Raw genomic sequence first — 25,914 nt, 5'->3', positions numbered from 1 at the left:
CGGGGCGACCATGGCCGAGGAACCCGTACCCGAGGTCGATCTGGCCCGGCTCGGTTCGCTGACCCGGATCGGGGTCGGCGGTCAGGGCACCGTCTACGCCCCGGAACACACCCCGCAGTTGGTCTTCAAAGAGTACGCACCGCAGTTCGTGGACGATGTGGACGTCGCCTCGCTGGTCCGGTTCGTCCGGCTCGCCGAGCAGGTGGACGGATCCGATGCCGAGTTGCTTCAGCGGCTCGCCGCCTGGCCGGTGGTGATCGTACGCAAGGGCGGGGTGGTCCGGGGTTTCCTCATGCCCCGGGTGCCGGACGAGTACCGGATCACCCTCGACCTGCCGAGCGGGCCGGCGACGGTGCTGGCCCAGGCGCAGTACCTGCTCAACAGCGAGGACTACCTGCGCGCCCGTGGGCTCGACATCGACGACCGGCTGCGGATGGAACTGCTCCGGGACACCGCCGAGGCGCTGGCCCTGTTTCACCGGCTCGGGATTGCCGTGGGTGACTTCTCCCCGAACAACCTGCTGTTCAGCGCCACCGTCCGGCCGCGCTGCTACTTCATCGACTGCGACGCGATGCGACTGGACGGCGACTCCGTCCTGACCCAGGCGGAGACGCCGGAGTGGCAGGTGCCGACCCGGTCGGACGGACCGGACGCCGACGCGCCGGACGGGACGGGCACGGACGGAACCGGCCCGAGCGGCGGGACCGGTGGGAGTGCGGACGGACCGGTGCTGCGGGCGGCGGTGCCGGCCGAGGAGTTGGCCACCCCGGCCAGTGACGCGTACAAGCTCGGCCTGTTCGCCGTCCGCCTGTTCGCCGGGCACCAGCACCTGCGGGATCCGGCCGCGGCGGCACCGTACCTGCCGCGTAGGTTGCGCGCTCTGGCCGCCCGCAGCCTGGACCCCGATCCGGCACGCCGGGCCCTGCCCGCGCAGTGGATCGCCGAACTGGACACGGTCATCGCCCGGACTCCCGACGGGCCTCGGCAACCCCCGCTGCGGGACCGGGTCCGGGACCGGGTGACACCGGGTCGGCGGCGCAACCCGGCCCGTGACCGGCCCGACCGGGTCGGAGCGACGGGGCGGGCGGGCGGCGGGCCGACGGGCCGGGCACCGAGGGTGCCCGGCTTCCGGCCCGGCCGGGGTCCCGGCACGACCACCCGTACGGCGGCGACGGCCACCGCCGGACGCCTGCCCTGGGAGTGGATCGTCCCGGTGGCCGCGATCGTCGTCGCGATGATCGCCGGAGTGTTCAACGGTGGTGGTAGTGCGGATGACAACCTCAGCGCCGGCAGCCAACTGAGTCGGATACCAACCGACGCACCGTACTGGCCCCTGAGGTCGAACCCGCCCGCCCTGCGCGACGCGACCGGGATCCCCCGCTATCCGGGGCTGCCGACCATCGCCGGTCTACCGGGGATCCCTGACCTGCTGTATCCACGGGCGACCGATTTCCTCATCCCCCTTCAACGGCTCTGCATCCTGCAAACCGAGGTCGGCCCCGGTCTCGACGAGGACAACGCCCGGGTCGAGGCGGCCACCGTAGCGACGTCCGAGTTCCTGTGCGGGGTCAACGCCGACAACCGGGAGCGGGCCTTCGCCGGGCTGGGCGAGGCGACGCCCGACGCGACGCAGCGGAAGCGGTTCGCCGACCTGGTCCGCCGCGCCCCGTACGAGAAGGCGACCGTGATCGGGCTGCGGACCGGATCGGCCGGTCGCCCGGAGGCGAACGTCGTGTTTCAGACCGATTCGGACAACGGCCCGGCGACCTGCTGGCGATTCCGGCTGTCGCTCGTCTCCGACGACTCCGTATGGCGGGTGGTCTCGCTCACCGCACCGGAGTCCTGGCGCTGCCGGTAGGGGCTGGCACCCTTGTGCAGCTGGTCGTTGATGACGTCGGCGGTCGCGAACCCGAGCGGTCGGCCGGGCTCGGTGGCATGGCCCAGCGCCTCGACGAGCCGGCGGTGGTGCAGGTCCACGACCGATTCCACGGTGTCCGCGAACAGCGCGGCGCCCTGCCTGCCCCGCCACCACGCGTAACCGGCGAGCGCGAGGCCGACCGGGAGGACGGGCCACCACACCGTCGCCAGGGCGGTGTAGAGCACCGCCCAGCCGGCGAGCGTGCCGGCGTACTCGAACCGGTCCCGCGCGTCGTGTACCAGGGTGCGGGCCTCGGGGTCGAGCAGCAGCCACAACCGGGGCCAGATCAGCCCCAGGCGGAGGCCGTACTGAGCGCTCACCCGGACGTCGGCCAGCCGGATCCGGTCGCCGATCCAGGTGGGACGTTGGGGCAGGTACGCACCGGGCAGGGTGGTCCGGTCCGCGGCGAGCCGAGCCAGGACGCGTTGCCGGCGTCGCGTGGTCAGGCCGACCCCGGCGCGGCGGGCCGGTCCGCGCCACTGTCCCAGCCAGCCGGCCCGGACCAGCGCACCGCCGGCCTGCGCGGCCAGGCCGACCACGGTCGCCGCGACTACGGACAGCACCGCGACCAGCACCGCCAGGATCGGCCGTCGCAGCAGCTCGTCGATGCCGGACTCGGCCCGGTACAGCGCGGCCTCGAACCCGAACGGGTGGGCGTGGCCGAGGAGCAGGGCGAGTGCCGCGACCGCGCACCAGAGCAGTCCGGGGCCGACCGCCCGGACCAGCCACCGGTCGGACAGCCGGCGACCGACCTCGCCCAGCAGGATCTCGATCACGCGTCGGCGTGGAACGACATGGTCACCCCGGACAGTTCGCAGACCGGCGTACGGCCGCGGTCGTCGCGTTGGCCCCGGCGGGCGCAGCGGCCGGAGGGGCAACGGTACTGGCCGGTCAGGACCACGTCGGAGAGCCCGACGAGTCGCCCACCGGTGCTACTCGGAGTGTCGGGCCCCCGGGAGACGGCTCCGTCGGTGTCCGCTTCGCCGTCGAGCAGACCGAGCTCGCGGCAGGCGTCGACCGCCGAGCCGCCGTCACGGACCTTTCCGATCCACCAGTCCAGGTCCTCGGACCACGAGCCCGCCTCGGCCAGGTCCCGGTAGGCCGGCAGGTGGGTGCAGAGGTGGGCCAGCGCCCCCCGCTCGGTCACCGCGAGCGAACGATCCACTGTAGGGACTCCCTCGACGAAGGGTCTTGACGTTAACACGCACCGTTCAATCTACTGGTCGAATGCCCGTGCCGGAGGAACCCGACGATCCCGTCGATCGTGCCCTCGAACTGCTCGAACACTACCGGCAGCGGCGGGACCTGACGGCCATGTCGTTGGCCGAGGACCTGCTGCGGCGGGTGCCGGAGAGCGACCCCGCGCGCCCGGTCGCACTGGTGGTGATGGCCGAGCTGATCGTGCTGCGGGTACGCGAGTCCGATCCGCTGACCACCCTGGACCACGCCGTCGACGTCGCGCGGGCCGCGGTGGACCTCGCCTCGCCCGGCGACCCGATCGAGTCGCTGGCCCGGTCGCAGCTCTGCTGGACGCTGTGTCAGCGGCACGAGGCGACCGGCCAGCTAGCCGATCTCGACGAGGCACTGCGGCAGGGTGCGGCGGCCGTGGCCGGCGCGACGGCGAGCCCGCAGGACCGGGCCGGCGGGCTGCGCAACCTCGGCAACGCCCGCCGGCTGCGGTACGCCCGGTTCGGCCAGCTCGCCGACCTCGACGAGGCGGTACGGCTGACCAGGGCGGCGGTGGCCACGGTGGACGACCCGGTCGGTCTGCTGGTCAGCCAGGGCATGCTGACAACCTGCCTGATCAGCAGGTTCATGGCACTCGGCCGGATGGGCGACGCCGACGAGGCGGTCGAGTTGGGCCGGGTCATGCTGGCCGGGTTGCCGGCCGAGCACATCGAGCGGGTGATGGTGCAGGCCAACCTCGCACACGCGCTGTGGCAGCGGCACATGCGCGGCGGGCCGGCGGCGGATCTGGAGGAGGCGACCCGTACCAGCCGCGAGGTGGTCACGACGCTGCCGGCGTACCCGCGGATGAGGTCGCAGTTCCTGGCCAACCACGCGGTGGTGCTGTTCGGACACTTCCTCAGCGGTGACTCCGGCGGGCATGTCGAGGCGGCGGTGCGGGCCGCCCGGGAGGCCGTCGAGGGTGCTGCCTCGGACGACCCGAAACTGTCGATCCACCGCTCCAACCTCGCCAACATGGTGCTGGTCCGGGCCCGTCTCGGCCGGGATCCGGTGGGGGTGGACGAGGCCGTCGAGATCGGCCGGACCGCACTGGCCGGGTTGTCTCCCGGTGATCCGGACCGGTGCCGGGCGTTGAGCGTACTGGCGACGGCGTTCCGGGTCCGGCACATGATCACGGGTGCGCCGGTGGATCTGGACGCGGCGGTTGGGCTGTGGCGCTCGGCGGTCGGTTCGCGGGTCGGGCCGATCGAGGTACGGATGGGAGCCGCCACCGCCTGGGCGAACGCGGCCACCGACGTCGGCGACGCCGGGCTGGCGCTGGAGGCGTACTCGGTGGCGGTGGGGCTGTTGCCGGTGCTGGCCTGGCGCGGGTTGGACCGGTCGGTGCAGGAGCAGCGGCTGGCGAAGTCGGCCGGGCTGGGCGCGGAGGCGGCGGCCTGGGCGCTCGCCGCGGGTCAGCCGCGCCGCGCGGTGGAGTTGTTGGAGCACGGGCGTCAGGTGCTCTGGTCCCAGGCCGTGCAGACCCGCAGCGACCTGTCCGCGCTGGCCGTGGCGGCGCCGGAGCTGGCCGCGCGGCTGGACGAGACCCGGCGGGCGCTGGACGGCGAGGGGGCGGACTGGTCCGGTGGCCGGGCCGGCGGCGCCGATCCGGCCGGCTTCGAGTGGCTGGCGGTCGCCGCGACGGGTTCCGGTACGGCCGGCGAGGCGGACCACCGGCGGCGGTCGGCGGAGCACTGGGAGCGGCTGCTCGCGGAGGCCCGGCGCCAGCCCGGATTCGAGGACTTCCTCGCCGCACCACGGTTCGAGTCGCTGCGGCGGGCCGCCGACGACGGGCCGGTCATCCTGGTCAACACCACCCGCTGGCGCAGCGACGCGCTCGTGGTGACCGCCACCGAGGTGTACCCGGTGCCGTTGCCGTGGCTGGATCACGACACCGCCCAGAACCGGGCCGGCGCACTGCTCGCGGCGCAGCGGGAGGCCGAATCCGGGCGGGGCCCGCTGGCCCGTACGCACCTGCGCCAGACCCTGATCTCGATCCAGCGGTGGCTCTGGGACACCCTGGCGGAGCCGGTCTGTGCCGCACTGGACGAGATCCTCGGCCCGGCACCGGCCGACGGAAGCGGGGCGGGGCCGGGCGACGGATCCGCCGCCCGGCGACGGGTGTGGTGGTGCCCGACCGGGCCGCTGACCATGTTGCCGCTGCACGCCGCCGGACGGTACGGAGCCGGGAAGGAACTGCGTGACCGGCGCCGGCCGACCGTGGCGGCGCGGGTGGTCTCCTCGTACACGTCGAGCCTGGGTGCGTTGCTGCGGGCCCGGACCGGGCCCGCGCCGGCCCGGCCACCGCGGGTGTTCGCGGTCGGCCTGGCCCAGACGCCCGGTCAGGCCCCGCTGCCGGCGGTCGCCGACGAGCTCCGCGCGGTCGGCGCGAACCTGCCCGGGGTACGCCTGCTCAGCGGGTCCGGTGCGACCACCTCGGCGGTCCTGGCCGCCCTCGGTCAGCACAGTTGGGCGCATTTCGCCTGCCATGCCCGGCAGGACTTCGACCACCCGAGTGCCAGCGCCCTGCACCTGGCCGACGGCCAGCTCAGCGTGTTGGACCTGTCGTCCGGTTCGACGTTGGCGGCCCGTACGGGTGCGGGTGCGGACCTGGCGTACCTGTCGGCGTGCCGGACCGCGGCCGGTGGGCGGGACCTGCCCGACGAGGCGATCCACCTGACCGCGGCGTTGCAGCTCGCCGGCTACCGGCACGTGATCGGCAGCCAGTGGGCGGTGTCGGACCGGGTCGCGGCACAGGTGGCCGAGGCGGTGTACGCGCGCCTCACCGCGGGTGGCGAACCGGACGCGAGCGGAGCCGCGTACGCGCTCGACCGGGCGGTGGCCCGGGTTCGCGAGGAGCAGCCCGACCGGCCCGAGCTGTGGGCCTCGTTGATCCACACCGGCCCCTGAGTCGGCGCGATTCCGCCCGCACCGGCGCCGGTGGCCGGCCGCTGTCGGCGGTGCTCAGTTCGGCCGGGCCCCGATCCGGGCTCGGGCGCGGGCGACCCTGATCGCCGAGGTCAGGGTTGAGATGTCGTACGCCCCGTAGTGGCGCTGTTCGTTGATGAAGAACGTGGGGGTGCCGGAGACACCGCTCAGGTCGGCCGACTCAAGGTCGCGGGCGACCCGGCCGGCGTACCCGTGCAGCATCAGGTCGTTGCGGAACCGCTCCGGGTCGAGGCCGAGCCGGTCGGCGTACCCGAGCAGGTCGTTCATCTGCAACCGCTCCTGATGGTCCAGGAGCAGGTTGTGCATCTGCCAGAAGGCTCCCTGGGCGGCTGCCGCCTCGGCCGCCTCGGCGGCGAGCTGTGCCTGCGGGTGCACATCGGCCAGCGGCAGGTGACGCCAGACGTAGCGCAGGTCGGAGTCGGTGAGCAGTTCGCGTACGACCGGTTCGGCCTGTCCGCAGTACGGGCACTGGAAGTCGCCGTACTCGACCAGCGTGACCGAGGCGTTCTCCGGCCCGCGTACGTGGTCCCGCTCCGGGTCGACGGGCGGGATGAGGTCGATGAGTTGTTCGGTCTCGCCCAGCAGCAGCCGGGCCCGGCGGGCCTTGGGCAGCGAGTTGGTCACCCGGTACACGGCCCAGGTGAGCAGCGACGCCACGGCGGCCGCCGCCAGTACGCCGATCTTCGCCTCGGCGAGTTGCGGCCCGTGGAAGGCCAGGGTGGCGATCAGCAGTGAGACGGTGAAGCCGATGCCGGCGATGGTGCCGCTGCCGAGCACCGCCGCCCAGCCGACCGCCGGGCGGATCCGACCGGCGGTCAGTCGGGTCAGCAGCCAGGAGACCGCGACGACCGCGACCGGCTTGCCGATGACGTACCCGAGCAGGATGCCGAGGGTCACCCGGGAGGTGAAGGCGCGGGCGAGGAAGTCGCCGTCGAGGGTGATGCCGGCGTTCGCCAGTCCGAACAGCGGGACGATGAGGTAGCTCGTCCACGGGTGGTACATGCGTTGCAGCCGGTCGTTCGGGGACAGCGTCTGGGCCAGGCCGAGGGTGGCGGAGCGGGCGAGTTCGGCGGTCGGCTGTTCCCGGAAGAGCTTGAACAGCCCGGTGGCCCGTTCCAGGGCCCCGCGCGGCGGCGAGTAGGCCGTCGCGGTCAGGCCGATGGCGAGCCCGGCCACCACCGGGTCCACCCCGCTGGTCAGCAGCGCGGCCCAGAGGGCGACGCAGAAGGGTGCGTAGACGACGCCGCGCCGGAGCCCGAGGGCACGCAGGCCGAGCAGTACGCCGAAGAGGGCGACGGCGATGACGATCGGCATCAGTCTGATGTCGTCGCTGTAGACGACGGCGATCACCACCAGCGCTATCAGGTCGTCCACCACGAAGACGGTGAGCAGGAAGACCCGTGCCTGGTCCGGTACGCCGCGGCCGAGCAGGGCGAGCAGACCGAGCGCGAGCGCGGTGTCGGTCGACATCGCCACTCCCCAGCCGTGCGCACCGGGCCCGCCCCGGTTCACCAGGAGGAAGATCAGCACCGGGAGCAGCATGCCCAGCACACCGGCGGTGAACGGCAGGACGAACCGGCGCCGCTCGCGCAGGTCGCCGAGGTCGAATTCCCGGCGCGCCTCCAGGCCCACCACCAGGAAGAACAGCGTCATCAGTCCGCTGTTGACCCAGGTACGCAGGTCGTGGGCGGTGCCGAAGTCGCCGAGCCGGATCGAGAACTCGGTACGCCAGACCGCCTCGTACGAGCCTGCGCCGAGGTTCGCCCAGACCAGTGCCGCGACGATGGCCCCGACGAGCACCCCGGCGCTGCCCGCCTCGGTCCGGATGAACATCCGCAGCGGCGCGGTGACCTCGCGGGTCCGAATGGTCCGCCCGGCCATCCGGGACGGAGCGGGATCAGTCACCGGTCATCCCGTCTTCCGGCACTCACGACCACCCGTTCTCCGGCACTCACGACTACCCGACAAATCAGACAAAACACCCTCCGATCCCATCCTGCCCACACCACCTGCCACCGTCTCCCACCTGGGAATCTTGTCAGCGGTGGGGGCGTTGACGAGAGCGGACCGGCCGAACAGGTCGGGTCCTTCGAACCGGACGGAGGCAGTCATGAAGGTTCGCAGTTCACTGCGGTCGATGAAGCAGCGGCCGGGCTCGGTAGTCGTACGCCGCCGGGGGCGGGTGCTCGTGATCAACCGCACCAACCCGAAGTGGAAGAGCCGCCAGTCCTGACCGGCCCGCCACAACGGAATTTCCCCAATGAGATCGACCGACGCGGCCCACCCGTACCCACGGGTCGGGCCGCGTACCGGCTCACCGACCGCCCGCCAGCGTTCCCCGCTTGACCTGAACAACCATTGAGGTTGCAGGATCTCCGAATGGGGAAAGAGCGCGATTTGGTCAGACCCTACCGGCACGATGGCGGCATACGACCGCACGTACGGGGGGACAAGTGGTGAGTACGACGACGGAGGCGACCGGACCGGGCTGGTTGCGCGGCCCGCTACGCCCGTTCCGCAGCAGCCAGTACCGGCTGCTGGCCGCCTCGGTGACGATGTCACTGTTCGCCGGCGGGGTCTGGATCATCGCCCTGGTGTGGCAGGTCATCGCGATGGGTGGCGGCCCGTCCGAGCTGTCCTTCGTCTCCGCCGCGATGGCCGGCGGCATGTTGGCCACCGCACTGCTGGGCGGTGTGCTGGCCGACCGGATCCCGCAACGCCGGATCCTGCTGGCGGTCGCCGCCAGCCGTACCGTGGCCATGGGCCTGGTCGCGGCGCTGGCCCTCACCGACCTGCTGGACCTGTGGCACCTCGCCGCCGTGGCGCTGCTCGTCGGCGCCGGAAACGGCTTCACCTACCCGGCCTACTCCGCGCTGCTCCCCTCGATCCTGCCGACCGAGGACCTGATGGCGGCCAACGGCGTCGAGAGCATGCTCCGGCCGACGATCTTGCAGGCGGCCGGGCCGGCGCTGGCCAGCGCCCTGGTGGCCGCCTGGTCGCCGGGCGCGGCGATGCTCGTGGTGACCCTGCTGGAGGCGGCCGGTGTCCTGTTCCTCCTGGCCCTGCGGCCGGCTCCGCTGCGCGGCGACCGCCCGCCCCGGACCGACCATCCGGTACGGGGCACCCTGGTCGATCTCCGGGACGGCTTCCTCTACATGGCGCGGACGCCGTGGCTACTCGCCACCCTGCTGTTCGCGTCGCTGCTGATCCTGCTGATCATGGGCCCGATCGAGGTGCTGGTCCCCTTCGCGATCAAGGACCGGGCCGGCGGCGGACCCGGCGCGCACGCGCTGGTGCTGGCGGCGTTCGGGGTCGGTGGCGCGATCGGCGCGCTGGGCATGGCCGCACTGCGGATGCCCCGGCGCTACCTCACCATCATGAACCTGCTCTGGGGCCTGGGCTGCCTGCCGCTGGCACTGGTCGGCTTCGCCACCGACCCGTGGCTGATCGCCGTCGCCCTGTTCGTGGTGGGGTTCTGCTTCTCCGCGCCGATGGTCATCTGGGGCACCCTGCTGCAACGGCGGGTGCCGGCGCACATGCTCGGTCGGGTGTCCAGCCTGGACTTCTTCGTCTCCCTGATCTTCATGCCGCTGTCCATGGCGATCGCCGGGCCGGTCAGCACGACCGTCGGCCTGCGCGGCACGTTCGCCATCGCCGGTCTGCTGCCGGCGGTGGTCGCCGTACTGGCGATCATCCTGGCCAGGATGCCCCGCGACGAACTGGCCCACCCGCTCGACGTGGTGCCGGAACCGGACGGGCAGCGGCCGGCCGACGAGGATGCGGACGCCGGCCGGTTCGAACCGGACCAGCAACTCGCCGGGAACCGCGTCGGCGACTGACCCGGCCGTCGTCGGCCGGCGGTCCATCCCGTACGCGGCTCGGCGATCCGCACCCGCGACGGCGCACCCGCGACGGCTCGGCGACCGGTTCGGTCCGGTCGCCGAGCCGCCACGGCCGGCACGGTCAGCCGTCGAAGCCCTGGAACAGCAGGGAGGCCAGTCCGAGCGCCAGCAGCAGGTTGAACACGGTGGCGCTGGCGAACACCGCGATCGGCCGCCAACCCGCCTCCCGCAGCGACGCGACCCGGAACTCCAGTCCGATGCTGACGAACGCCAGGATCAGGAACCAGACCCTCAGGTCGTTGACCACGCCGATGACCTCCTTGCCGTCCGCGCCGGCACCGTCGAGGTACCAGGTGGCGATGACCGACGCGGCGACGAAGCCGAGCACGAACTTGGGGAAGCGCCGCCAGAGCTCACCGACACCGGGTCGGGCCGCGCCCGGCTGGCGCTCGACCCGCAGGGTGAAGTAGGCGGTGAGCGCCACCGCCACGACGCCCATCAGGGCGTTCTGGGTGACCTTGACGATCGAGGCGATCTGGAGCGCCTCCTCCCCGGCCAGCGCACCGGCGGCGGTGACCGCCGCGGTGGTGTCGATGTTGCCGCCGATCCAGGCACCGGCGACGGCGTCCTCAAGGCCGAGCACGTCGGCGAGCCACGGCAGGATGAAGATCGACGGCAGGGCGAAGAGGATGACCAGACTCGCCGTGTACGCCAGTTGCTCCCGCCGAGCCCGTACCGCGCCCGCGGCGGCGATGGCCGCGCTCACCCCGCAGATCGACACCGCTGCGGCGAGCAGCGCACGCAACTTGTCGTCCAGTCCGAACCGGCCGGCCAGCCACCAGGTGAACAGGAAGACGCCGCCGATCAGCAGGATGGCCTGGCCGATCGCCGGGCCGGCGGCACTCGCGATGACCGAGAGGTTGATCGAGGCGCCGAGCAGCACCAGCCCGGTCTTGATGAAGAACTCGGTACGGAACGCGGCGGCGATCCGCTCCCGCAGCCCGAGCAGCGTGACGAGTACGTTGCCGAGCAGGCCGAGCAGGATCGCGTACACGGGGTACTCGATCGCGCCGGCGATGTCGTCGAGTGCGGTGTCCTCGAAGAAGACCGGCACATTCTGTTCGAGGTACCTGGTCAGCGCGGCCAACCCGAGCACCACGAGCAGCCCCAGCGCCGTCCAGCCCCAGAACGTGGTCGACGACGTACCCGAACCGGCCCCGGCGGACCCGGCGGCGGTGTCGATGGTGGCCCCGGTGTCGGTGTCGGTGTCGCGAGCCTGGTTCGGGGTGCGGGTGGCGTCGGCGGTCATCAGGGCACCAGCCCGGTGGGAATCAGGCCGACCAGGACCAGGACCAGCAGGACCAGTCCCAGGATGGTCGCGGCCCAGTCCTCGTTGAAGGCCAGCCGGCTCTCCGGGGCGGTCGGCACCGGCGTCGCCGGGGCCGAGCGGGGATGCTGTTCGTCGCTCATCGTCTTCCTCGGGGGTACGGCGGCTCCACGGCGGAGCCGGGGCGGAGGGTTCGGACGGCTGCGGGTGCCGGCACGGCCGTGGTCGACCGGATCGCTCCGGGCGGACGATGACGCGGGGTACGCAGCCGGTTGGCTCGGTGAGCTGCCGGACCGCCGGTGGTTACGGCCGGGACCGGACGTCGGTCAGAAGGTGACCGGTTAGCGGCGGCGACAGAGCTCGGAGGCGACCCGCATCAGGTCGACGACCCGGCGGGAGGTGAGATAGACCTCGATGAGCACGGCCCCATATTCCTATCCGGACGATAGGAATAGCAAGACCCGGTTCACCATCTGGTCGATCCCGCCGGACACCGCTCGAAAGTGGAGGCACCCGATCACCCGTGACCGGACCGCCGACAAACGCTCCGGCACCCTCAACCGAGGACGAGGCGGACCGCGCCCAACCCGACCATGGCGGCGAGTACGGTCCGGAGCAGCCGGTCGGGCACCAGGGCGGCGTACCGGGAGGCGACGTAGCCACCGATCACGCCGCCGGTGCCCAGGGCCAGGCCGAGCGGCCAGTGCGGGGTGTTCACCGCGGTCTGACCGGCGAGATCCAGGATGACGTACGTGGCCAGCCCGGTGACCGAGACGACGAACGTGGCGACCAGTGCGGCGCCCGAGATCCGGACCACCGGCCAGCCGGTCAGCAGCAGCGCGGCGGGCGCGGCGAGGACGGCGCCGCCCAGGCCGTAGAACCCGCCGAGCAGGCCGCTGGCCGCGCCCACGACAACCAGCCCCCAGCGTCCCCGCCCGCTCAGCGGTACCGTTCCGGAGCGCTGTGGGCGGGGCACCAGCACACTGACCGCGACCGCGCCGAGCAGCGCCGCCACCAGCACCCGGAAGGCCGTCGAGTCACCGAGCAGGAAGACGTTCGCCAGCGCGCCGAGCACCGCCGCCGGGGCCGCCGACCCGACCAGCAGCAGGGTCAACTGGACGTCGACCCGCCGCTGACGGACGATCCCGATCGGCGTCGACACGATGTTGAACAGCAGGTTGGTGGCGCTGGCCACCGTGCCGCCCAGGCCGAAGACGGTCAGCAGCAGCGGTAGCAGGAGCAGGCCGCCGGAGACGCCGGTCGGCGTACCGATGGCGGCGGCGAGCGTACCGAGGACGACGGCCAGGCCGAGTTCCCAGCCGCTCGTCTCCCAACCGGTCAGCGGACGGGACCGGGCTCGGACGCGCGCAGGTGGGGTGCGAGCAGATCGGCCAGACTCGTCCGGTCCACCACCTGCTCGATCGCGCTGTGTACGGCGAGCCACACGTTGCCGAGTTCGGTCGCCACGCCGTGGTAGGCGGCGGCTTCGGTCGGCAGTCCGCGTACGGTGGTCAGCGAGCCGCTCAGCGCGCGCAGGACGTCCCCGACGCTGATCTGGTCGGCCGGACGGGCCAGCAGGTAACCGCCGTCGACACCCCGATAGCTCAGCAACAGTCCGGCCCGGCGCAGGTCGTGCAGGATGCCGTGCAGGAAGCTCAGCGGAATCTCCTGCTCGGTGGCCAGCGTGGCGGCCTTCACCGGCCCACCACCGCCGCCGGCGGCGCTACCAGCGGTGGTGGCGGTGGCGCCCGCGCCGGCCGGCGGCGGGTGGGTATGGGTTCCCGCCGCGATGGCCAGCATGGCGCGGATCGCGTAGTCGCTGCGGGCTGAGACGTACATGGACCGCTGCCTCCCCAGGAGCGTGGTGGTTTTACCGGCGCGCCCGCAGCAGGCCCCAGCGGCGGCGGATGGCCCGGTCCACCGCGCCGAAGGCCGCGTCGACGATGAGGCCCAGCACCAGGATCACGATCATGATCGCGATCAGCCGCTCGGCCTCGGAGAGTTCTCGGGCGTAGACGAGCTGCGCGCCGATCGAGGTCTTCGTCGCGATCACCACCAGCAGCTCGCCGGCCATCAGGCTGCGCCAGGCGAAGGCCCAGCCCTGCTTCAGCCCGGCGACGATCGCCGGCAACGCGGCCGGGGCGATCACGTACCAGTAGAGCTTCAGTCCCCTGGCACCGATGTTGCGGCCGGCCCGCAGCAGCAGCGGCGGGACGTAGTCGACGCCGTGGATGACGCCGTTGGCGATGGACGGTGCCGCGCCGAGCACCACCACGAAGAAGATCGCCTGCTCGCTGAGCTGGAACAGCAGGATGGCCAGCGGGAACCAGGCGATCGACGGCATGGTCTGCAACGCCGTGATCATCGAACCCAGCGCGGCCCGCAGGATACGTCCCCGGGCCACCGCGAGACCGAGGACGAGTCCGAACGCGACCGCGGCCAGGAAGCCCACCGCGGCCCGCCGTGCCGTCGTGGCGAGCCCGTTCCAGAACGCGGGGGTGAGGACGTACTGCCCGAGGTCACTGAAGACCGGTCCCGGTCCGGGCAGGGCCCAGGGGTCCTTCCAGCCGGTCCAGACGACCACCTGCCAGATGCCGATCGCGAGACCGATCGCGGCGAGCTTCGGCCAGGTCGCCGCCCAGAACAGGCGGCCGCCACCGGCGACCTTCTTCCTGGACGCGATCTCCAACGCGTCCAGGCCGGAGATGGTCTCCGCGTCGCCCCGGCCGGTGGTGATGGTGTCACTTGCCATGGCGGCCCACCTCGGTACGCAGTCGGTCGGTGACCTCGGCGGCGATGGCCGCGACCTCCGTGGAGTCGATCCGGCGGGGCCGGGGGGTGGTCACCCGGGTCTCGTAGATGATCCGGCCCGGTCGGCTGGAGAGCAGCACGATCCGGTCGGCGAGCCGGGCCGCCTCCCGTACGTTGTGGGTGACGAACAGGATGGTCAGCCGGCGCTCGGTCCAGATCCTTTCCAGCTCGTCGTGCAGCAGGTCGCGGGTCATCGCGTCGAGCGCGCCGAAGGGCTCGTCCATCAGCAGCACCGGGGTGTCGAGCGCCAACGTACGGGCCAACGCGACCCGCTGGCGCATCCCGCCCGACAGCTCGTGCGGCCGTCGTCGGCCGAAGTCGCCCAGGTGCACCGCGTCGAGCAGCTCGGCGACCCGGTCGCGGCGGGCGGCGCGGGGCAGGCCGCGCAGCTTGAGCGGCAGCTCGACGTTGGCCGCCACGGTGAGCCAGGGGAAGAGTGCGGGCTCCTGGAACATCAGGCCGGGCGACGGTCGCCGACCCGACGGTGCCGGTCCGGTCGACCCGGCACCCTCGTTGACCTGGATCGATCCGCCGCTTGCCTGGTCGAGCCCGGCGACGAGGTTGAGCAGTGTGCTCTTGCCGCAGCCGGACGCGCCGACGAGGCAGACGAACTCGCCCGGCGCGACGTCGAGGGAGACCCGGTCCAGCGCGAGGACCGCGTTCTCGCCGCGGCCGTACACCTTGCTGACGCCGGACAGCGCGACCGAGGTGGTCACGCTGTCCGGTGCCGTGGATACGGACGTCATGTCAGCGGGACCTCGGCCTTGCCCTGTACCTTGAGCACCTCGTTGAGGTAGGACAGGTCGTAGAGGCCCTTGAGGTCGACCGGCTCGGTGAGGCCGACCGCCACCGCGTGGTCCAGCCCGGTCTTCAGCGACGATTCGATCGGGTCGTTGAGGAACTGGAGGGTCGGCCACGCCTGCTTGATCAGCTTGAGGTCGAGCGGCTTACCGGTGATCTTGCCGATGTGCTCGGAGATCGCCTGCTGGGCCTCGTCCGGCTTGGTGTTGACGAACTCGTTGGCGGCGACCTGACCCTCGACCAGACGCTTGACCACGTCCGGGTGGGCCTTGGCGAACTTGGTGCTGACGATCAGATTGGTGATCACGAACTTCTTGTCCGGCCACAGGTCCCGCTCGTCGATCAGCACCTTGCCGCCGGCGTTGACCAGCCGGGACACGAACGGCTCGGGCACCCAGGCGCCGTCGATGGCGCCGCTGCCGAAGGTCTCGACCGTCTGCGCGTTCTCCTGCGGCACGATCGAGACGTCGCCGCCACCCTCCTTGTTGGTGGTCAGCCCCTTCTCCTTGAGCCAGTAGCGGATCGCCACGTCCTGGGTGTTGCCGAGCTGAGGGGTGGCGATCTTCTTGCCGCGCAGGTCCTCGGCCGAGTTGATGCCGGCCTTGACGACCAGGGCCACCCCGCCCGAGGCGGCACCCGAGATCACGCGTACGGCCTCGCCCTTGGACTTGGAGTGCGCGTTCACCGTCGGGTTCGGGCCGATGTACGTGGCGTCCAGGGCACCGGAGAAGATCGCCTCGATCGCGGCGGGTCCGGCGTTGAAGGTCGACGTCTCAAGCTTGACGTTGGCGCCCAGCTTCTCGGTGAAGATCCCCTTTTCCACGCCGACCACGGCCGGGGCGTGGGTGATGTTCGGGAAGTAGCCGAGGCGCAGGGTCACCGGGCCGGAGGAACCGCCCTCTCCGGTCGCACCGTCGTCACCGCCACAGGCGGCGGTGGCACCGAGCATCGCCGCGGTGAGGACCGCGATGGCGGCCAGCCGGCCGGTCCGGCTGTACGGGGGACGTCTCATCATCATCCAATCCACAGTTTTCCTACTTGTTTGATAGGAAGAGTGGACTGCGCGAGCGAATCGGTCAAGTGCCCGTTCGTACGGTCGGAATCGGCCGAGTGATCCCGACCGATCGACGCGCGGTCACGGTCACCGTTCGAGTCGACGGAACCGGCTGTGGTGGAACACCAGCGGCGAGATCTCGGCGTCGCCGCCGAGGTCGTGCACGCGGAGCAGGATGATGTCGTGGTCACCGGCGGTGACCTGTTCGAACGGCGTGCACTCCAACCACGCGCTCGCACCGTCGAGGAAGACCGCCCCCTCGCCCGAGGCACGCCAGCCCAGCTCCGCGAACCGGTCGACGCCCCGGCCGCTCAACTGCCGGCAGGCCTGCTCCTGATCGGCACTGAGCACGCTGATGCCGTAACGACGGGCCGCCCGCAGCACCGGCCAGGTGGTCGACGTGTGGGCGACACAGAGTGACACGATCGGCGGATCGAGCGACACCGACGTGAACGAACTAGCCACGATGCCCATCGGCACCCCACCGGTGAGCGCCGCGATCGCCACCACGCCGGTGGGGAAGGCCGAGAAGACCCGGCGCAACTCGCGCGGTTCCAACGCCTGTCCCAGACTCATCCGAGACTCCCGATCACGACGCTCGCCCCGTACCCGCCCGTGCCCGACACGCAACCACCGCCGACGCCGAAACCCTTCATGACTGCCTCCTCGCCCGGTCTCCGATCAGCCTTGCCTGCGCGCCCACTCCTCGGCAATCAATCCGTAGGAACGCACCCGGTCGGCGTGGTCGTGGGTGATGGTGGTGAGGACCAGTTCGTCGGCACCGGTCGCGTCCCGCAACTGTTCGAGCTGATCGGCGACCCGACCCGGGGTACCGACGAACTGGGTGTCGACCCGGTCGGCCACCAGCTCGCGGTCGGCGTCGGTCCAGGGACGGGCGCGGGCCTCGGCCGGGGTCGGGAACGGGATCGCCCCCTCGGCGGTCCGGATGCTCCGGACCCAGTGCCGGTAGCCCGAGGCCAGCTCGCGGGCGGTGGCCTCGTCCTCGGCGACGACCACGTCGGCCGACACGCTGAGGTAGGGGCGGTCCAGTTCCGCGGACGGGCGGAAGGCGGCCCGGTAGCCCTCGGCCGCTTCGAGGACGGCGCCGGGGCTGACGTGGTAGTTGGCGGCGAAGCGCAGGCCGTTCGCGCCGGCGACGTCGGCGCTGACGCCACCACTGCTACCGAGGATCCACACCTGCACCGACGCACCCTCACCCGGTACCACGTGGGCCTGCTCGCCGTCGGCCGAACGGTACGTGCCGCGCAGCAGGTGGAGGATGTCCGCCACCTGCTCCGGGTAGTCCCGGGGCTGCGCGCCCGGCATTTCGAGCAGTGCCTTCTGCATCGCGACGCGCGGCGAGGCGAGCAGGTGGGCGAAGGAGAACTTGGGCGGTATCAGCAACCCGTTCGGGGTCCGGCCGTCGACCACGGCGGTGCCGCCGACGAGGGCCGGTTCCCGGGCCGGCTCGGGCGCACGCCCACCGGATCGGCCGAGGCCGAGGTCCAGGCGTCCGGGGTGCAGCGCGTCGACCAGCCCGAACTCCTCGACCGTCGCCAGTGGTGTCCGGTGTCCCAACTGGACGGCGCCGGACCCGATCCGGATGGTCGAGGTCGCCGCGGCGGTGAGCGCCAGCAGGACCGCGGGTGAGGTCCCGGCCACCCCGGGATTGAGATGATGCTCCGCGAACCAGTACCGGGCGTAGCCGAAGCGCTCGGCCTGCCGAGCCAGGTCGATGCTGTTGCGCAGTGCCGCCGCGGCGGTCGACCCCGAGGAGATCGGGACCAGGTCGAGCACTGCCAGCGGAGTGGTAGCCATGGCGTCACCCTTCTCGTACGGCGGAAACGGGCTCGGGGACGACCGGTCCCCACGGCCAGGGCGGATCCGGGATCTCCCGGCGCAGCACCGGGGCGATGTCGGACTGGAAGAGTTCCAGCGACTCGCGGTGCTGGGCGTCGGTCAGCCCGCCGGCGTCGGCGTGCAGGTGCATCACGCTGTGGCCCAGTTGCCGGTGGTAGCGGTGGACCTTCTCGATGACCTGCTGCGGGCTGCCGATCAACGCCGAGCTGCGTTCGACGAAGTCCTCCAGTGTCGCGAACACCGGTTCGAGCCCGAGTCGCCGCTGGAACGCGAGCTGGCCCTCGAAGACCGGGCGGTAGGCGGCGACGGCGTCCTGGGACCTGCGGGCCGCGTAGTAGCCGGCGGTGCCGGCGCCGACCACGGCGGTTGCCGGGTCGTGGCCGTACTCGGCCCACCGCTGGCGGTAGTAGCGGACCAGTTCGGCGTACGGTTCGATCGGGTTGGTGACGTTGGCCGAGAACAGCGGGTCGCCGTAGCGGGCGGCGAGGTCGACCGATTCCCGGCTGGTCGCACTGCCGTGCCAGACCCGGATCGGCTGCTGCAACGGTCGGGGCCAGACCTCCGCCCGGTTGAGTTCCGGCCGGAACCGGGGCGACGCGGTCACCCTGTCCTGCCGCCAGAGCTGACGGAACAGTTCGTAGCTCTCCGCGTTGCGTTCCCACTGGTCCTCGGGCGTGACGTGGAACAGCTCCCGCTGTGCGGCGCCGTTGCCCTTGCCGATGATCAGCTCCAGCCGGCCGCCGGAGAGGTGGTCGAGCGTCGCGTAGTCCTCGTGTGCCCGGACCGGGTCGAGCAGGCTCAGCGTGGTGACCGCGGTGAACAGCCGGATCGCCGAGGTGAGCGCGGCGACGTGGCTGAGGACCACCGGTGGCGAGGAGGAGATGAACGGCCGTTCGTGCCGCTCCCCCACGCCAAAGCCGTCGAAGCCGAGCCGCTCGGCGAGCAGGGCGTTGTCGACGACCTCCCGGAACCGGTCGGTGGTCGACTTCTGCTCGCCGGTCACCGGGTCCGGCGCGTGCACGATCAGGGTGATGGCCAGGAACTTCACGGCGCGGTCCGCAGCACCGCACCGGTACGCCGGGCAGCGGGCAGGCCCAGGTGATCCCGCAGGGTGTCGCCCCGATATTCGGTACGGAACACGCCCCGCTCCTGTAGCAGCGGCACGACGGTGTCGGCGAAGCCGTCGAGTCCTCCCGGCGTGACGTGCGGTACCAGGATGAACCCGTCGCTGGCGTCGGCCTGAACCAGTGCGTCGATGGCGTCCGCGACGGTCGCGGGTGCGCCGACGAACGTCTGCCGCCCGGTGACCTCGATGATCAGTTCACGGATGGACAGGTTCTCCGCGGCGGCTCGTTCGCGCCACTGCCGGGCCGTCGCGACGGGGTCGCGATACATCCGTACGCTCGCCCGACCGCGCGCGACAGTGTGCTCGCCGGGATCGGGGTCGGTGTCGGGCAACGGGCCGTCCGGGTCGTAGCCGGACAGGTCCCGGTTCCAGAGCTGTTCCAGGAACTTGATCGCGGTCTGGCCGCTGACCTGCTGGAGTCGTACCTCGTGCGCGAGGTCGCGGGCCTCGGCGTCGGTGTCGCCGAGCACGAAGGTGGCCGCGGGCAGGATGAGCAACTCGTCGTGGGTACGCCCGTGGCGGGCCAGCCGGCCCTTGACGTCGGCGTAGAAGGCCCGGCCCTCTTCGAGGGTGGCGTACCGGCTGAAGATCGCGTCGGCGGAGGAGGCGGCGAACTCCCGTCCCTCCTCGGAGTCGCCGGCCTGGAGGATGACCGGCCGACCCTGCGGGGCGCGCGGCACGTTGAACCGACCGGAGATGTCGAAGTCCGGATCGTGGTGGGTGAACGTACCGGCGTCCGGGTCGCCGAGGAAGACGCCGGTGGCCTTGTCCGCGACGATCTCGTCACCGTGCCAGGAGTCGAACAGTTCCCACGCGGTCCGCAGGAAGTTGCGTGCCCGCCGGTAGCGCTGGTCCTGCGGCAGGAACCCGCCCCGGCGGAAGTTCTCGCCGGTGAACGCGTCCCAGGAGGTGACGACGTTCCACGCGGAGCGGCCGGCGGAGAGATGGTCGAGGCTGGCGAACTGGCGGGCCACCTCGTACGGCTCGTTGAAGGTGGAGTTGATGGTGCCGGCGAGGCCGAGGTGTTCGGTGACCGCCGCGAGGGCGGCGAGCACGGTGAAGGTGTCCGGGCGCCCGACCACGTCCAGGTCGTAGATCCGGCCGTTCTGCTCGCGCAGTCGCAGTCCCTCGGCCAGGAACAGGAAGTCGAACTTCGCCCGTTCGGCGGTACGCGCGAGATGCGCGAACGAACTGAACTCGATGTGGCTGCCGGCCTGCGGATCGCTCCACACGGTGGTGTTGTTGACGCCGGGGAAGTGGGCGGCGAGATGAATCTGCTTGAGTGGTCTGGTCATGATCGACAGAGGTCCTTCCGGCTTCGCTGTGCCGACGGGTCAGACGGCCGCGTAACGATTGGCGGGCCGGGGCAGGCCGAGCAGCCCGCGCAGGGTGCCGGCGTCGTACCCGGTCCGGAACGCCCGCCGCCGCTGTAGTTCGGGCACCAGTGCCCGGGTGATCTGCGCCAGGTCGTGCGGGAGGGCACCGGGGCGCAGCCGGAACCCGGACAGCCCGGCCCGGTGCCACTCCTGCAACAGGTCCGCCAGTTGCGCCGGGGTGCCGACGAACACCCGGGCGTCGCTGGCGTACGGGCTGCCGGCGAGTTCGTCGAGGCGGGCCTTGCGGGCGTCGGCGACCGGGGCGGTGTCGTCGAGGAAGACGACCAGGTCACCGAGGATGTGTACGGTCTGGCCGCCCCGCCCGGCGGCGACCTGCCCGGTACGGATCTCGGCCACGATCTCCCGTACCTGGGTCGCGTCGTGCGGTGTCACGTAACCGATGTCGGCGGATCCGGCGACGAGCCGGTACGGCTCACTCTGGTGCGCCAGCGCGCTCACGGGAGGCTGACCCTGCGGCGGTCGCGGCGTGATCGACGGCCCCTTGACGCTGAACCAGCGCCCCTCGAAGTCGACGTAGTGCAGCCGGTCCCGGTCGACGAAGCGCCCGCTGGCGACGTCCCGGATCTCCGCGTCGTCCTCCCAGCTGTCCCACAGTCGCCGTACCACCTCGACGTAGTCGGCGGTCTCGGCGAACAGGTCCCCGATCAGCGCCTGCGCCTGCGGTGTGGTGGCTTCGGCGAAGTCGATCCGGGGCAGGGTGCGCCGGCCGAAGTGGTCCGCCTCGTCCGGGCGGGCCGAGACGCGTACCTGCACCCCGGCCCGGCCGGACGAGACGTAGTCCAGGGTGGCGATCGCCTTGGCGATGTGGAACGGCTCGGTATGGGTGACCACCACCGTGGGCACCAGTCCGATGTGGCTGGTCAACGGGGCGACCCGAGCGGCGATCAGCACCGCGTCGAGCCGTCCGCGCACCTGGTCGGTACGCCGGTCGGGGTCCGTAGGGCTCGACGCTTGCAGCCCGAGCGAGTCCTCGATGGTCACGAAGTCCAGCAGTCCCCGTTCCGCTTCGACCACGAGGTCGGACCAGTAGCGCGGGGTGAGCAGTTCGGTCGGCCGAGCCCCCGGTTCACGCCACGCCGCGGGGTGCCAACCGGCCCCGTCGAGGGCGACCGCGAGTTGCAGTGGGCTTTCTGGATCGGACATGACGATGCTCCGCTTCCTGCTGCGATGAGGCCACGGACCGACTCATGGGTGACGGCCGACGGTCGACCGAGGGCCGGTCCCGGGGTGCCGTTGCGTGGGGGACTGGTGTCGGGTCAGCGGGGACAGAGTGCGCTGGCTAGACGCCGCAGGTCGATGTGCCGCCGGGAGACCAGGACGACACCGGCGCGGCGCGGCGTCGCAACGATGACGACGGCCCGGCGGGTGATGGGTCGCATGGTCGTCACCTCCTGTGGCGCCTAGATCCTTTCCGGAGACTACTCCGGTCGACCTGAAGCTGTCTATCCCTACAGATTTAGTGGGCTTTGTTGTCGTGTTTCCGCTGACAGAAGGCATGATGAGCCGCCCCGGGCCGACGAGATCGGGCTCGGATCGCCCACCCCGTGACCACCCTCGACCGGGCCTCGGAGCCGCCCGGTCGGCCGACCCCAACCGACCCAACGCGATTCTATTGCCCACTATTCCGCTAGGGATAGCATGCTAGGAAAGATGGCATGACAACAACGGCAGCCGGCGCGACGCGTCCGGCGTACCACTGGTTCCTGCCGACCGGCGGCTGGGCGGAGCGGTACACGGTGTCGACATCGGCGCCGCCGCGACGCGGACGGCGCAGCCGGACGGACCCGAGCGCGCTCCCTCGCTCGACTACCTGACGCAACTGGCCCGTGCCGCCGACACACTCGGCTACGAGGGCGTGCTCACCCCGACCGGCGCCCACTGCGAGGACGCCTGGATCGTCACCTCGGCGCTCATCGCCCAGACCCGGCGACTGAAGTTCCTGGTCGCGTTCCGGCCCGGACTCGTCGCACCGGCGCTCGCCGCGCACATGGCGGCGACCTTCCAACGCCTGTCGAACGGACGCCTGCTGCTCAACGTCGTCGCCGGCAGCAGCGACGCCGAGCAGCGCGGCTACGGCGACCCGCTGCCGCACGACGAGCGGTACCGGCGGGCCGAGGAGTTCCTCGGAGTCGTCCGTACCTCCTGGTCGGGCGCCCGCTTCGACCACCACGGCGCCCACTACCAGCTCAGCGACGCGCGGTTGCGACAGCCGCCGGTGCCGATCCCGCGGATCTACCTCGGCGGCTCGTCGCAGCCCGCGCTCGAACTCGCGGCCGACCACGCCGACACCTACCTGACCTGGGGGGAGCCGGTTGCCCTGGTGGCCGAGAAGGTGGACCGGGTACGGGAACTCGCCGCCGCCCGTGGCCGGGTCGTACGGTTCGGGCTGCGGATCCACGTGCTCAGCCGGGACAGCGGCGGGCGAGCCTGGCGCGACGCCGAAGCGCTCATCGCCGGCCTCGATGACGCCACCATCGCGGCCGGTCAGCGACGACTGCGGGCTCTCGAATCGGTCGGCCAGCGGCGCATGCTCGACCTGCATGGCGGCTCCCGCGACCGCCTCGTCGTCGCCCCCAACCTCTGGGCCGGGATCGGCCTGGTCCGCGGCGGAGCCGGTACGGCACTGGTCGGCAGCCACGACGAGGTCGCCGAACGGTTGGCCGAGTACCGCGCGGCGGGAATCGACGAGTTCGTCCTGTCCGGCTACCCGCACCTGGAGGAGGCGTACCGGTTCGCCGAGGAGGTCCGGCCACTGCTCGGCTGAGTTCCGATTCCCGGCGCCACCCAACCCGCCACCCAACCCGCCACCCAACCCGCCACCCGACGCGTCACCCGAGCCGCCACCCGGCGCTTGGCCGGGGCGCCGAATCACACTCGTTGCGGAAAACCCCTCAACACGATAGGAATAATAGGAATACCGGTCGGGCACCGGGCCACCCGGCGTTACCGAGGTGGGGCAACCGGACGCTGCCCGGACGTACGGGCTGGAGGTTTGAGCCGATGGCACACGCAGACATCAGCGGGCGACCACACCGTCGGCGGTCGGGACGGGCCGGATGAGCCGGGTTCCGAGCGGGTACGGGCTGCGCCTGGCCCTGGAAGCCGACGGCGACGGTGCCCACCCGGCCGCCTGGCGGTTCACCGGCCGACCCCCCTCGGCCGCGCTGGGCACCGCCGCCCTGCGCGCCACCGCCGAGTACGCCGAGGCGGCGGGCTTCGCCCTGCTCACCTTCGCCGACTCACCCCTGCCGGCGGGCACCGGTCGCAACGCCGCGGGCCGGATCGAGGCCGGTGTCCGCGCCGCGTACCTGTCGACCCTGACCGACCGGATCGGGCTCGCCCCGACCCTGCACGCCACCACCACCGAACCGTTCCACCTGGCCACCCAGCTGGCGAGCCTCGACCACGCCTGCCTGGGCCGGGCCGGGTGGGTCGTCGGCGCGACGAACGACACGGCGGAGCTGGCCACCATCGGCGGCCCGGCGCCGCTGGGACCCGACCGGCTGCGCGGCGAGGTCTCCGACGTGATCGAGGTCGCCCGGTGCCTGTGGGACTCCTGGCAGGACGACGCGATCATCCGAGACCGGGTCACCGGCCGGTTCCTCGATCCCGACCGGGTGCACCACGTGAACTTCACCGGGGGATCGTTCTCGGTGGTCGGGCCCCTGATCACCCCACGACCACCACAGGGCCAGGTCGTGGTGATCGCCGCCGACACCCTCGGCGTCACCGGGCAGGTCGACGTCGCCCTGGTCGGCGGCGCCGACCTCGGGCAGGTCGCAAACCGGGCCCGGCGGGCACGCGAGGACGACGTCCCGCTCGTGTTCGCCGAGGTCGAGGTCCTGCTCGACGCGGCCGAGCCGGCCGCCGCGCGGCTCGCGGCACTGGCGGAGGCGAGCCCGTGGGCGGCATCGGACCGACTGCGGCACGTCGGTTCGGCCGAGCGGCTGACCGCACTCCTGCGACAACTCGCCACCGTGGTCGACGGCGTCCGCCTGCACCCGGCGGTGCTCCCCGTCGACCTGCCGGTACTGGCCGAGCGGGTGCTTCCGGCGCTGGCCGCCGACCGGTCGGTCGTCGCCCCGATCGCGGGCGCGACCCTGCGCGCCACCCTCGGGCTCCCCCACCCCGCCAACCGGTTCGCCGGCACGACCGGCTGACCGGGAACCCCCACCACTACCGCCCGGGAGGTATGTGCCGTGAGCGAACCGAACCCCATCGGGTACGACCCGAAGGCCCGCGTCCACCTGGGCCTGTTCTACACCGGAGTCGGCCCCCAGGTCGTCTGGACCGACCCGGACGCCGCCCCGCACACCCACATCGACACCTTCGTCCGGGTGGTACGGACCCTCGAACGCGGGCTGTTCGACGCGTTCTTCCTCGGCGAGGGACTGCGGGTACGGGAAAACCGGGGCCGGGTGCACGCGCTCGACGTGGCCGGTCGACCGGACGCGATCACCCAACTCTCGGCGCTGGCCGCGACGACCACCCGGATCGGACTGGTCGCGACCCAGAACACGACGTACAACTATCCCGCCGACCTGGCCCGCCGGCTGGCCAGCCTCGACCTGGTCTCGGCCGGCCGGGCCGGCTGGAACATCGTCACCACCGACAACGCCTGGACCGGCGAGAACTTCCGGCACGGCGGCTGGCTGCCGCACGACCGGCGCTACGAACGCGCCGGGCAGTTCGTCGAGGCGGCCCGCGCCCTCTGGGCCTCCTGGGACACCGACGCGGTCGCCGAGTCCGGCGACGAGGAATCGTGGCTGCGACCCGGTAGCACCCGCACGGTCGAACGGGACGGCGACCTGGTACGGCTGCGCGCGACCGGCACGCTGCCGCGCAGCCGGCAGACCCGACCGGTGCTGTTCCAGGCCGGTGACTCCCCCGGTGGGCGTGACCTGGCGGCCCGGTACGCCGACGTGGTCTTCTCCGCCAACACCGGGTACGACAAGGCGCTGGCGTACGCCACGGACATCCGGAGCCGGTTGGCCGGCTACGGGCGTTCGGCCGACTCGTTGCGGATCCTGCCCGGTGCGTCGGTCGTGCTCGGTGACACCCCCGAGCAGGCTCGGGAACGGGCTGCATGGATCAAGCGTGAGCAGACCAGCGGACCGCGCGCGATCGCCTTCCTGGAGCAGTACTGGGGCAAGGACCTCGCCGGCTACGACCCGGACGGGCCGTTGCCCGACATCGACCCGACGCCGGACGAACTCGACCCGTCCCGTGGCACGATTCCGATCGACCAGCGCACCGACAAGCTCGCCATCGTCGCGCGCTGGCGCGAGCTGGCCGACCGGCGCAAACTGTCCATCCGCGACCTGGTCACCGAGGTCGCACCCGGACACGACTCGTTCGTGGGGACGCCGGGGCAGGTCGCCGACGAGTGGGTCCGCTACGTCCGCACCCGCGCCGTCGACGGTTTCAACCTCATCCCGCAGCTGGTACCCGGCTCGATCGACGAGGTCGTCGACCGGCTCGTGCCGCAGTTGCAGGAACGCGGCGCCTACCGGACCGCGTACGAGGGCAGCACCCTGCGCGAGCACCTCGACCTGCCCCCGCTGGACGAGCCGTCGTGAACGCCGCACCGGACCCGCGTACG

At 71.9% G+C, this 25,914-nt stretch carries 22 protein-coding genes; 7 read left to right on the top strand and 15 right to left on the bottom strand.

Going from position 1 to position 25,914, the window contains the following annotated elements; all coding sequences use genetic code 11:
- Positions 1–10: 10 nt before the first annotated feature.
- Positions 11–1,858 (top strand): hypothetical protein, encoded by a 1,848-nt coding sequence (locus OG792_RS15470; protein WP_329110327.1) that lies wholly within the window; start codon positions 11–13, stop codon positions 1,856–1,858.
- A gap of 832 nt (positions 1,859–2,690) precedes the next feature.
- Here OG792_RS15470 and OG792_RS15465 read toward each other — a convergent pair.
- On the bottom strand, positions 2,691–3,083 hold the full coding sequence (locus OG792_RS15465; RefSeq protein WP_329110325.1) for a hypothetical protein: 393 nt from the start codon (positions 3,081–3,083) through the stop codon (positions 2,691–2,693).
- 62 nt (positions 3,084–3,145) lie between these two features.
- Here OG792_RS15465 and OG792_RS15460 point away from each other — a divergent pair, with 62 nt between their 5' ends.
- Positions 3,146–6,055, top strand: coding sequence for a CHAT domain-containing protein (locus OG792_RS15460; RefSeq protein WP_329110323.1), 2,910 nt, complete (start codon positions 3,146–3,148; stop codon positions 6,053–6,055).
- Positions 6,056–6,109: 54 nt separating this feature from the next.
- Here the strand turns inward: OG792_RS15460 and nhaA are convergent, their stop codons facing one another.
- A complete protein-coding gene (gene nhaA / locus OG792_RS15455) occupies positions 6,110–7,999 on the bottom strand; it encodes a Na+/H+ antiporter NhaA (RefSeq protein ID WP_329110321.1) in 1,890 nt (629 codons plus the stop codon).
- Between the two features lie 205 nt (positions 8,000–8,204).
- On the opposite strand from nhaA, the gene OG792_RS15450 reads away from it, so the two are divergent.
- Both OG792_RS15450 and OG792_RS15445 read left to right on the top strand, forming a co-directional pair.
- Entirely contained in the window at positions 8,205–8,327 is a 123-nt protein-coding gene (locus OG792_RS15450) for a 50S ribosomal protein L36 (RefSeq protein ID WP_329110320.1), read from the top strand.
- A 259-nt stretch (positions 8,328–8,586) separates the two neighbouring features.
- A complete protein-coding gene (locus OG792_RS15445; protein WP_442932475.1) occupies positions 8,587–9,933 on the top strand; it encodes an MFS transporter in 1,347 nt (448 codons plus the stop codon).
- Positions 9,934–10,057: 124 nt separating this feature from the next.
- Here OG792_RS15445 and OG792_RS15440 read toward each other — a convergent pair whose 3' ends face one another.
- The 13 genes from OG792_RS15440 to OG792_RS15380 all read right to left on the bottom strand — a co-directional run bounded on the left by OG792_RS15440 (position 10,058) and on the right by OG792_RS15380 (position 21,691).
- A complete protein-coding gene (locus OG792_RS15440) occupies positions 10,058–11,245 on the bottom strand; it encodes a YeiH family protein (protein WP_329110317.1) in 1,188 nt (395 codons plus the stop codon).
- Positions 11,245–11,406, bottom strand: a complete 162-nt coding sequence (locus OG792_RS15435) for a hypothetical protein (RefSeq protein ID WP_329110316.1) — start codon at positions 11,404–11,406, stop codon at positions 11,245–11,247. The genes OG792_RS15440 and OG792_RS15435 overlap by 1 nt, the downstream gene beginning before the upstream one ends.
- Positions 11,407–11,819: 413 nt before the next feature.
- Positions 11,820–12,707, bottom strand: coding sequence for a sulfite exporter TauE/SafE family protein (locus tag OG792_RS15430; RefSeq protein WP_329110314.1), 888 nt, complete (start codon positions 12,705–12,707; stop codon positions 11,820–11,822).
- Positions 12,602–13,102: an RrF2 family transcriptional regulator gene (locus OG792_RS15425; protein ID WP_329110312.1), complete on the bottom strand. Its 501-nt coding sequence runs from the start codon at positions 13,100–13,102 to the stop codon at positions 12,602–12,604. The genes OG792_RS15430 and OG792_RS15425 overlap by 106 nt, the downstream gene beginning before the upstream one ends.
- 31 nt (positions 13,103–13,133) lie before the next feature.
- Positions 13,134–14,015 (bottom strand): ABC transporter permease, encoded by an 882-nt coding sequence (locus tag OG792_RS15420; RefSeq protein ID WP_329110311.1) that lies wholly within the window; start codon positions 14,013–14,015, stop codon positions 13,134–13,136.
- Complete coding sequence (locus OG792_RS15415) at positions 14,005–14,820, bottom strand: ABC transporter ATP-binding protein (RefSeq protein WP_329110310.1); 816 nt, start codon at positions 14,818–14,820, stop codon at positions 14,005–14,007. The genes OG792_RS15420 and OG792_RS15415 overlap by 11 nt, the downstream gene beginning before the upstream one ends.
- A complete protein-coding gene (locus tag OG792_RS15410; protein ID WP_329111276.1) occupies positions 14,817–15,887 on the bottom strand; it encodes an ABC transporter substrate-binding protein in 1,071 nt (356 codons plus the stop codon). Before OG792_RS15410 ends, OG792_RS15415 begins: the two co-directional genes overlap by 4 nt.
- Before the next feature lie 129 nt (positions 15,888–16,016).
- Positions 16,017–16,505 (bottom strand): flavin reductase family protein, encoded by a 489-nt coding sequence (locus OG792_RS15405; RefSeq protein WP_329110309.1) that lies wholly within the window; start codon positions 16,503–16,505, stop codon positions 16,017–16,019.
- A 105-nt stretch (positions 16,506–16,610) separates the two neighbouring features.
- On the bottom strand, positions 16,611–17,747 hold the full coding sequence (locus OG792_RS15400) for an LLM class flavin-dependent oxidoreductase (protein ID WP_329110308.1): 1,137 nt from the start codon (positions 17,745–17,747) through the stop codon (positions 16,611–16,613).
- Between the two features lie 4 nt (positions 17,748–17,751).
- Complete coding sequence (locus OG792_RS15395; RefSeq protein ID WP_329110307.1) at positions 17,752–18,837, bottom strand: LLM class flavin-dependent oxidoreductase; 1,086 nt, start codon at positions 18,835–18,837, stop codon at positions 17,752–17,754.
- Positions 18,834–20,210 (bottom strand): NtaA/DmoA family FMN-dependent monooxygenase, encoded by a 1,377-nt coding sequence (locus tag OG792_RS15390; protein WP_329110305.1) that lies wholly within the window; start codon positions 20,208–20,210, stop codon positions 18,834–18,836. Before OG792_RS15390 ends, OG792_RS15395 begins: the two co-directional genes overlap by 4 nt.
- Before the next feature lie 39 nt (positions 20,211–20,249).
- A complete protein-coding gene (locus OG792_RS15385; protein WP_329110303.1) occupies positions 20,250–21,455 on the bottom strand; it encodes an LLM class flavin-dependent oxidoreductase in 1,206 nt (401 codons plus the stop codon).
- A gap of 113 nt (positions 21,456–21,568) precedes the next feature.
- Positions 21,569–21,691 (bottom strand): putative leader peptide, encoded by a 123-nt coding sequence (locus tag OG792_RS15380; protein WP_329110301.1) that lies wholly within the window; start codon positions 21,689–21,691, stop codon positions 21,569–21,571.
- A 317-nt stretch (positions 21,692–22,008) separates the two neighbouring features.
- On the opposite strand from OG792_RS15380, the gene OG792_RS15375 reads away from it, so the two are divergent.
- From OG792_RS15375 to OG792_RS15365, 3 genes are all read left to right on the top strand, one after another.
- Positions 22,009–23,076, top strand: a complete 1,068-nt coding sequence (locus tag OG792_RS15375; protein WP_329111275.1) for an LLM class flavin-dependent oxidoreductase — start codon at positions 22,009–22,011, stop codon at positions 23,074–23,076.
- A 292-nt stretch (positions 23,077–23,368) separates the two neighbouring features.
- Positions 23,369–24,472 (top strand): LLM class flavin-dependent oxidoreductase, encoded by a 1,104-nt coding sequence (locus OG792_RS15370; RefSeq protein WP_329110299.1) that lies wholly within the window; start codon positions 23,369–23,371, stop codon positions 24,470–24,472.
- Positions 24,473–24,511: 39 nt separating this feature from the next.
- Entirely contained in the window at positions 24,512–25,891 is a 1,380-nt protein-coding gene (locus tag OG792_RS15365) for an NtaA/DmoA family FMN-dependent monooxygenase (RefSeq protein ID WP_329110298.1), read from the top strand.
- Positions 25,892–25,914 lie beyond the last annotated feature (23 nt).

Source organism: Micromonospora sp. NBC_01699, from assembly GCF_036250065.1.
Taxonomy (GTDB): domain Bacteria; phylum Actinomycetota; class Actinomycetes; order Mycobacteriales; family Micromonosporaceae; genus Micromonospora_G.
The sequence above is the reverse complement of the archived record's forward strand: the minus strand, read 5'-3'. Positions and strand labels throughout refer to the sequence as shown.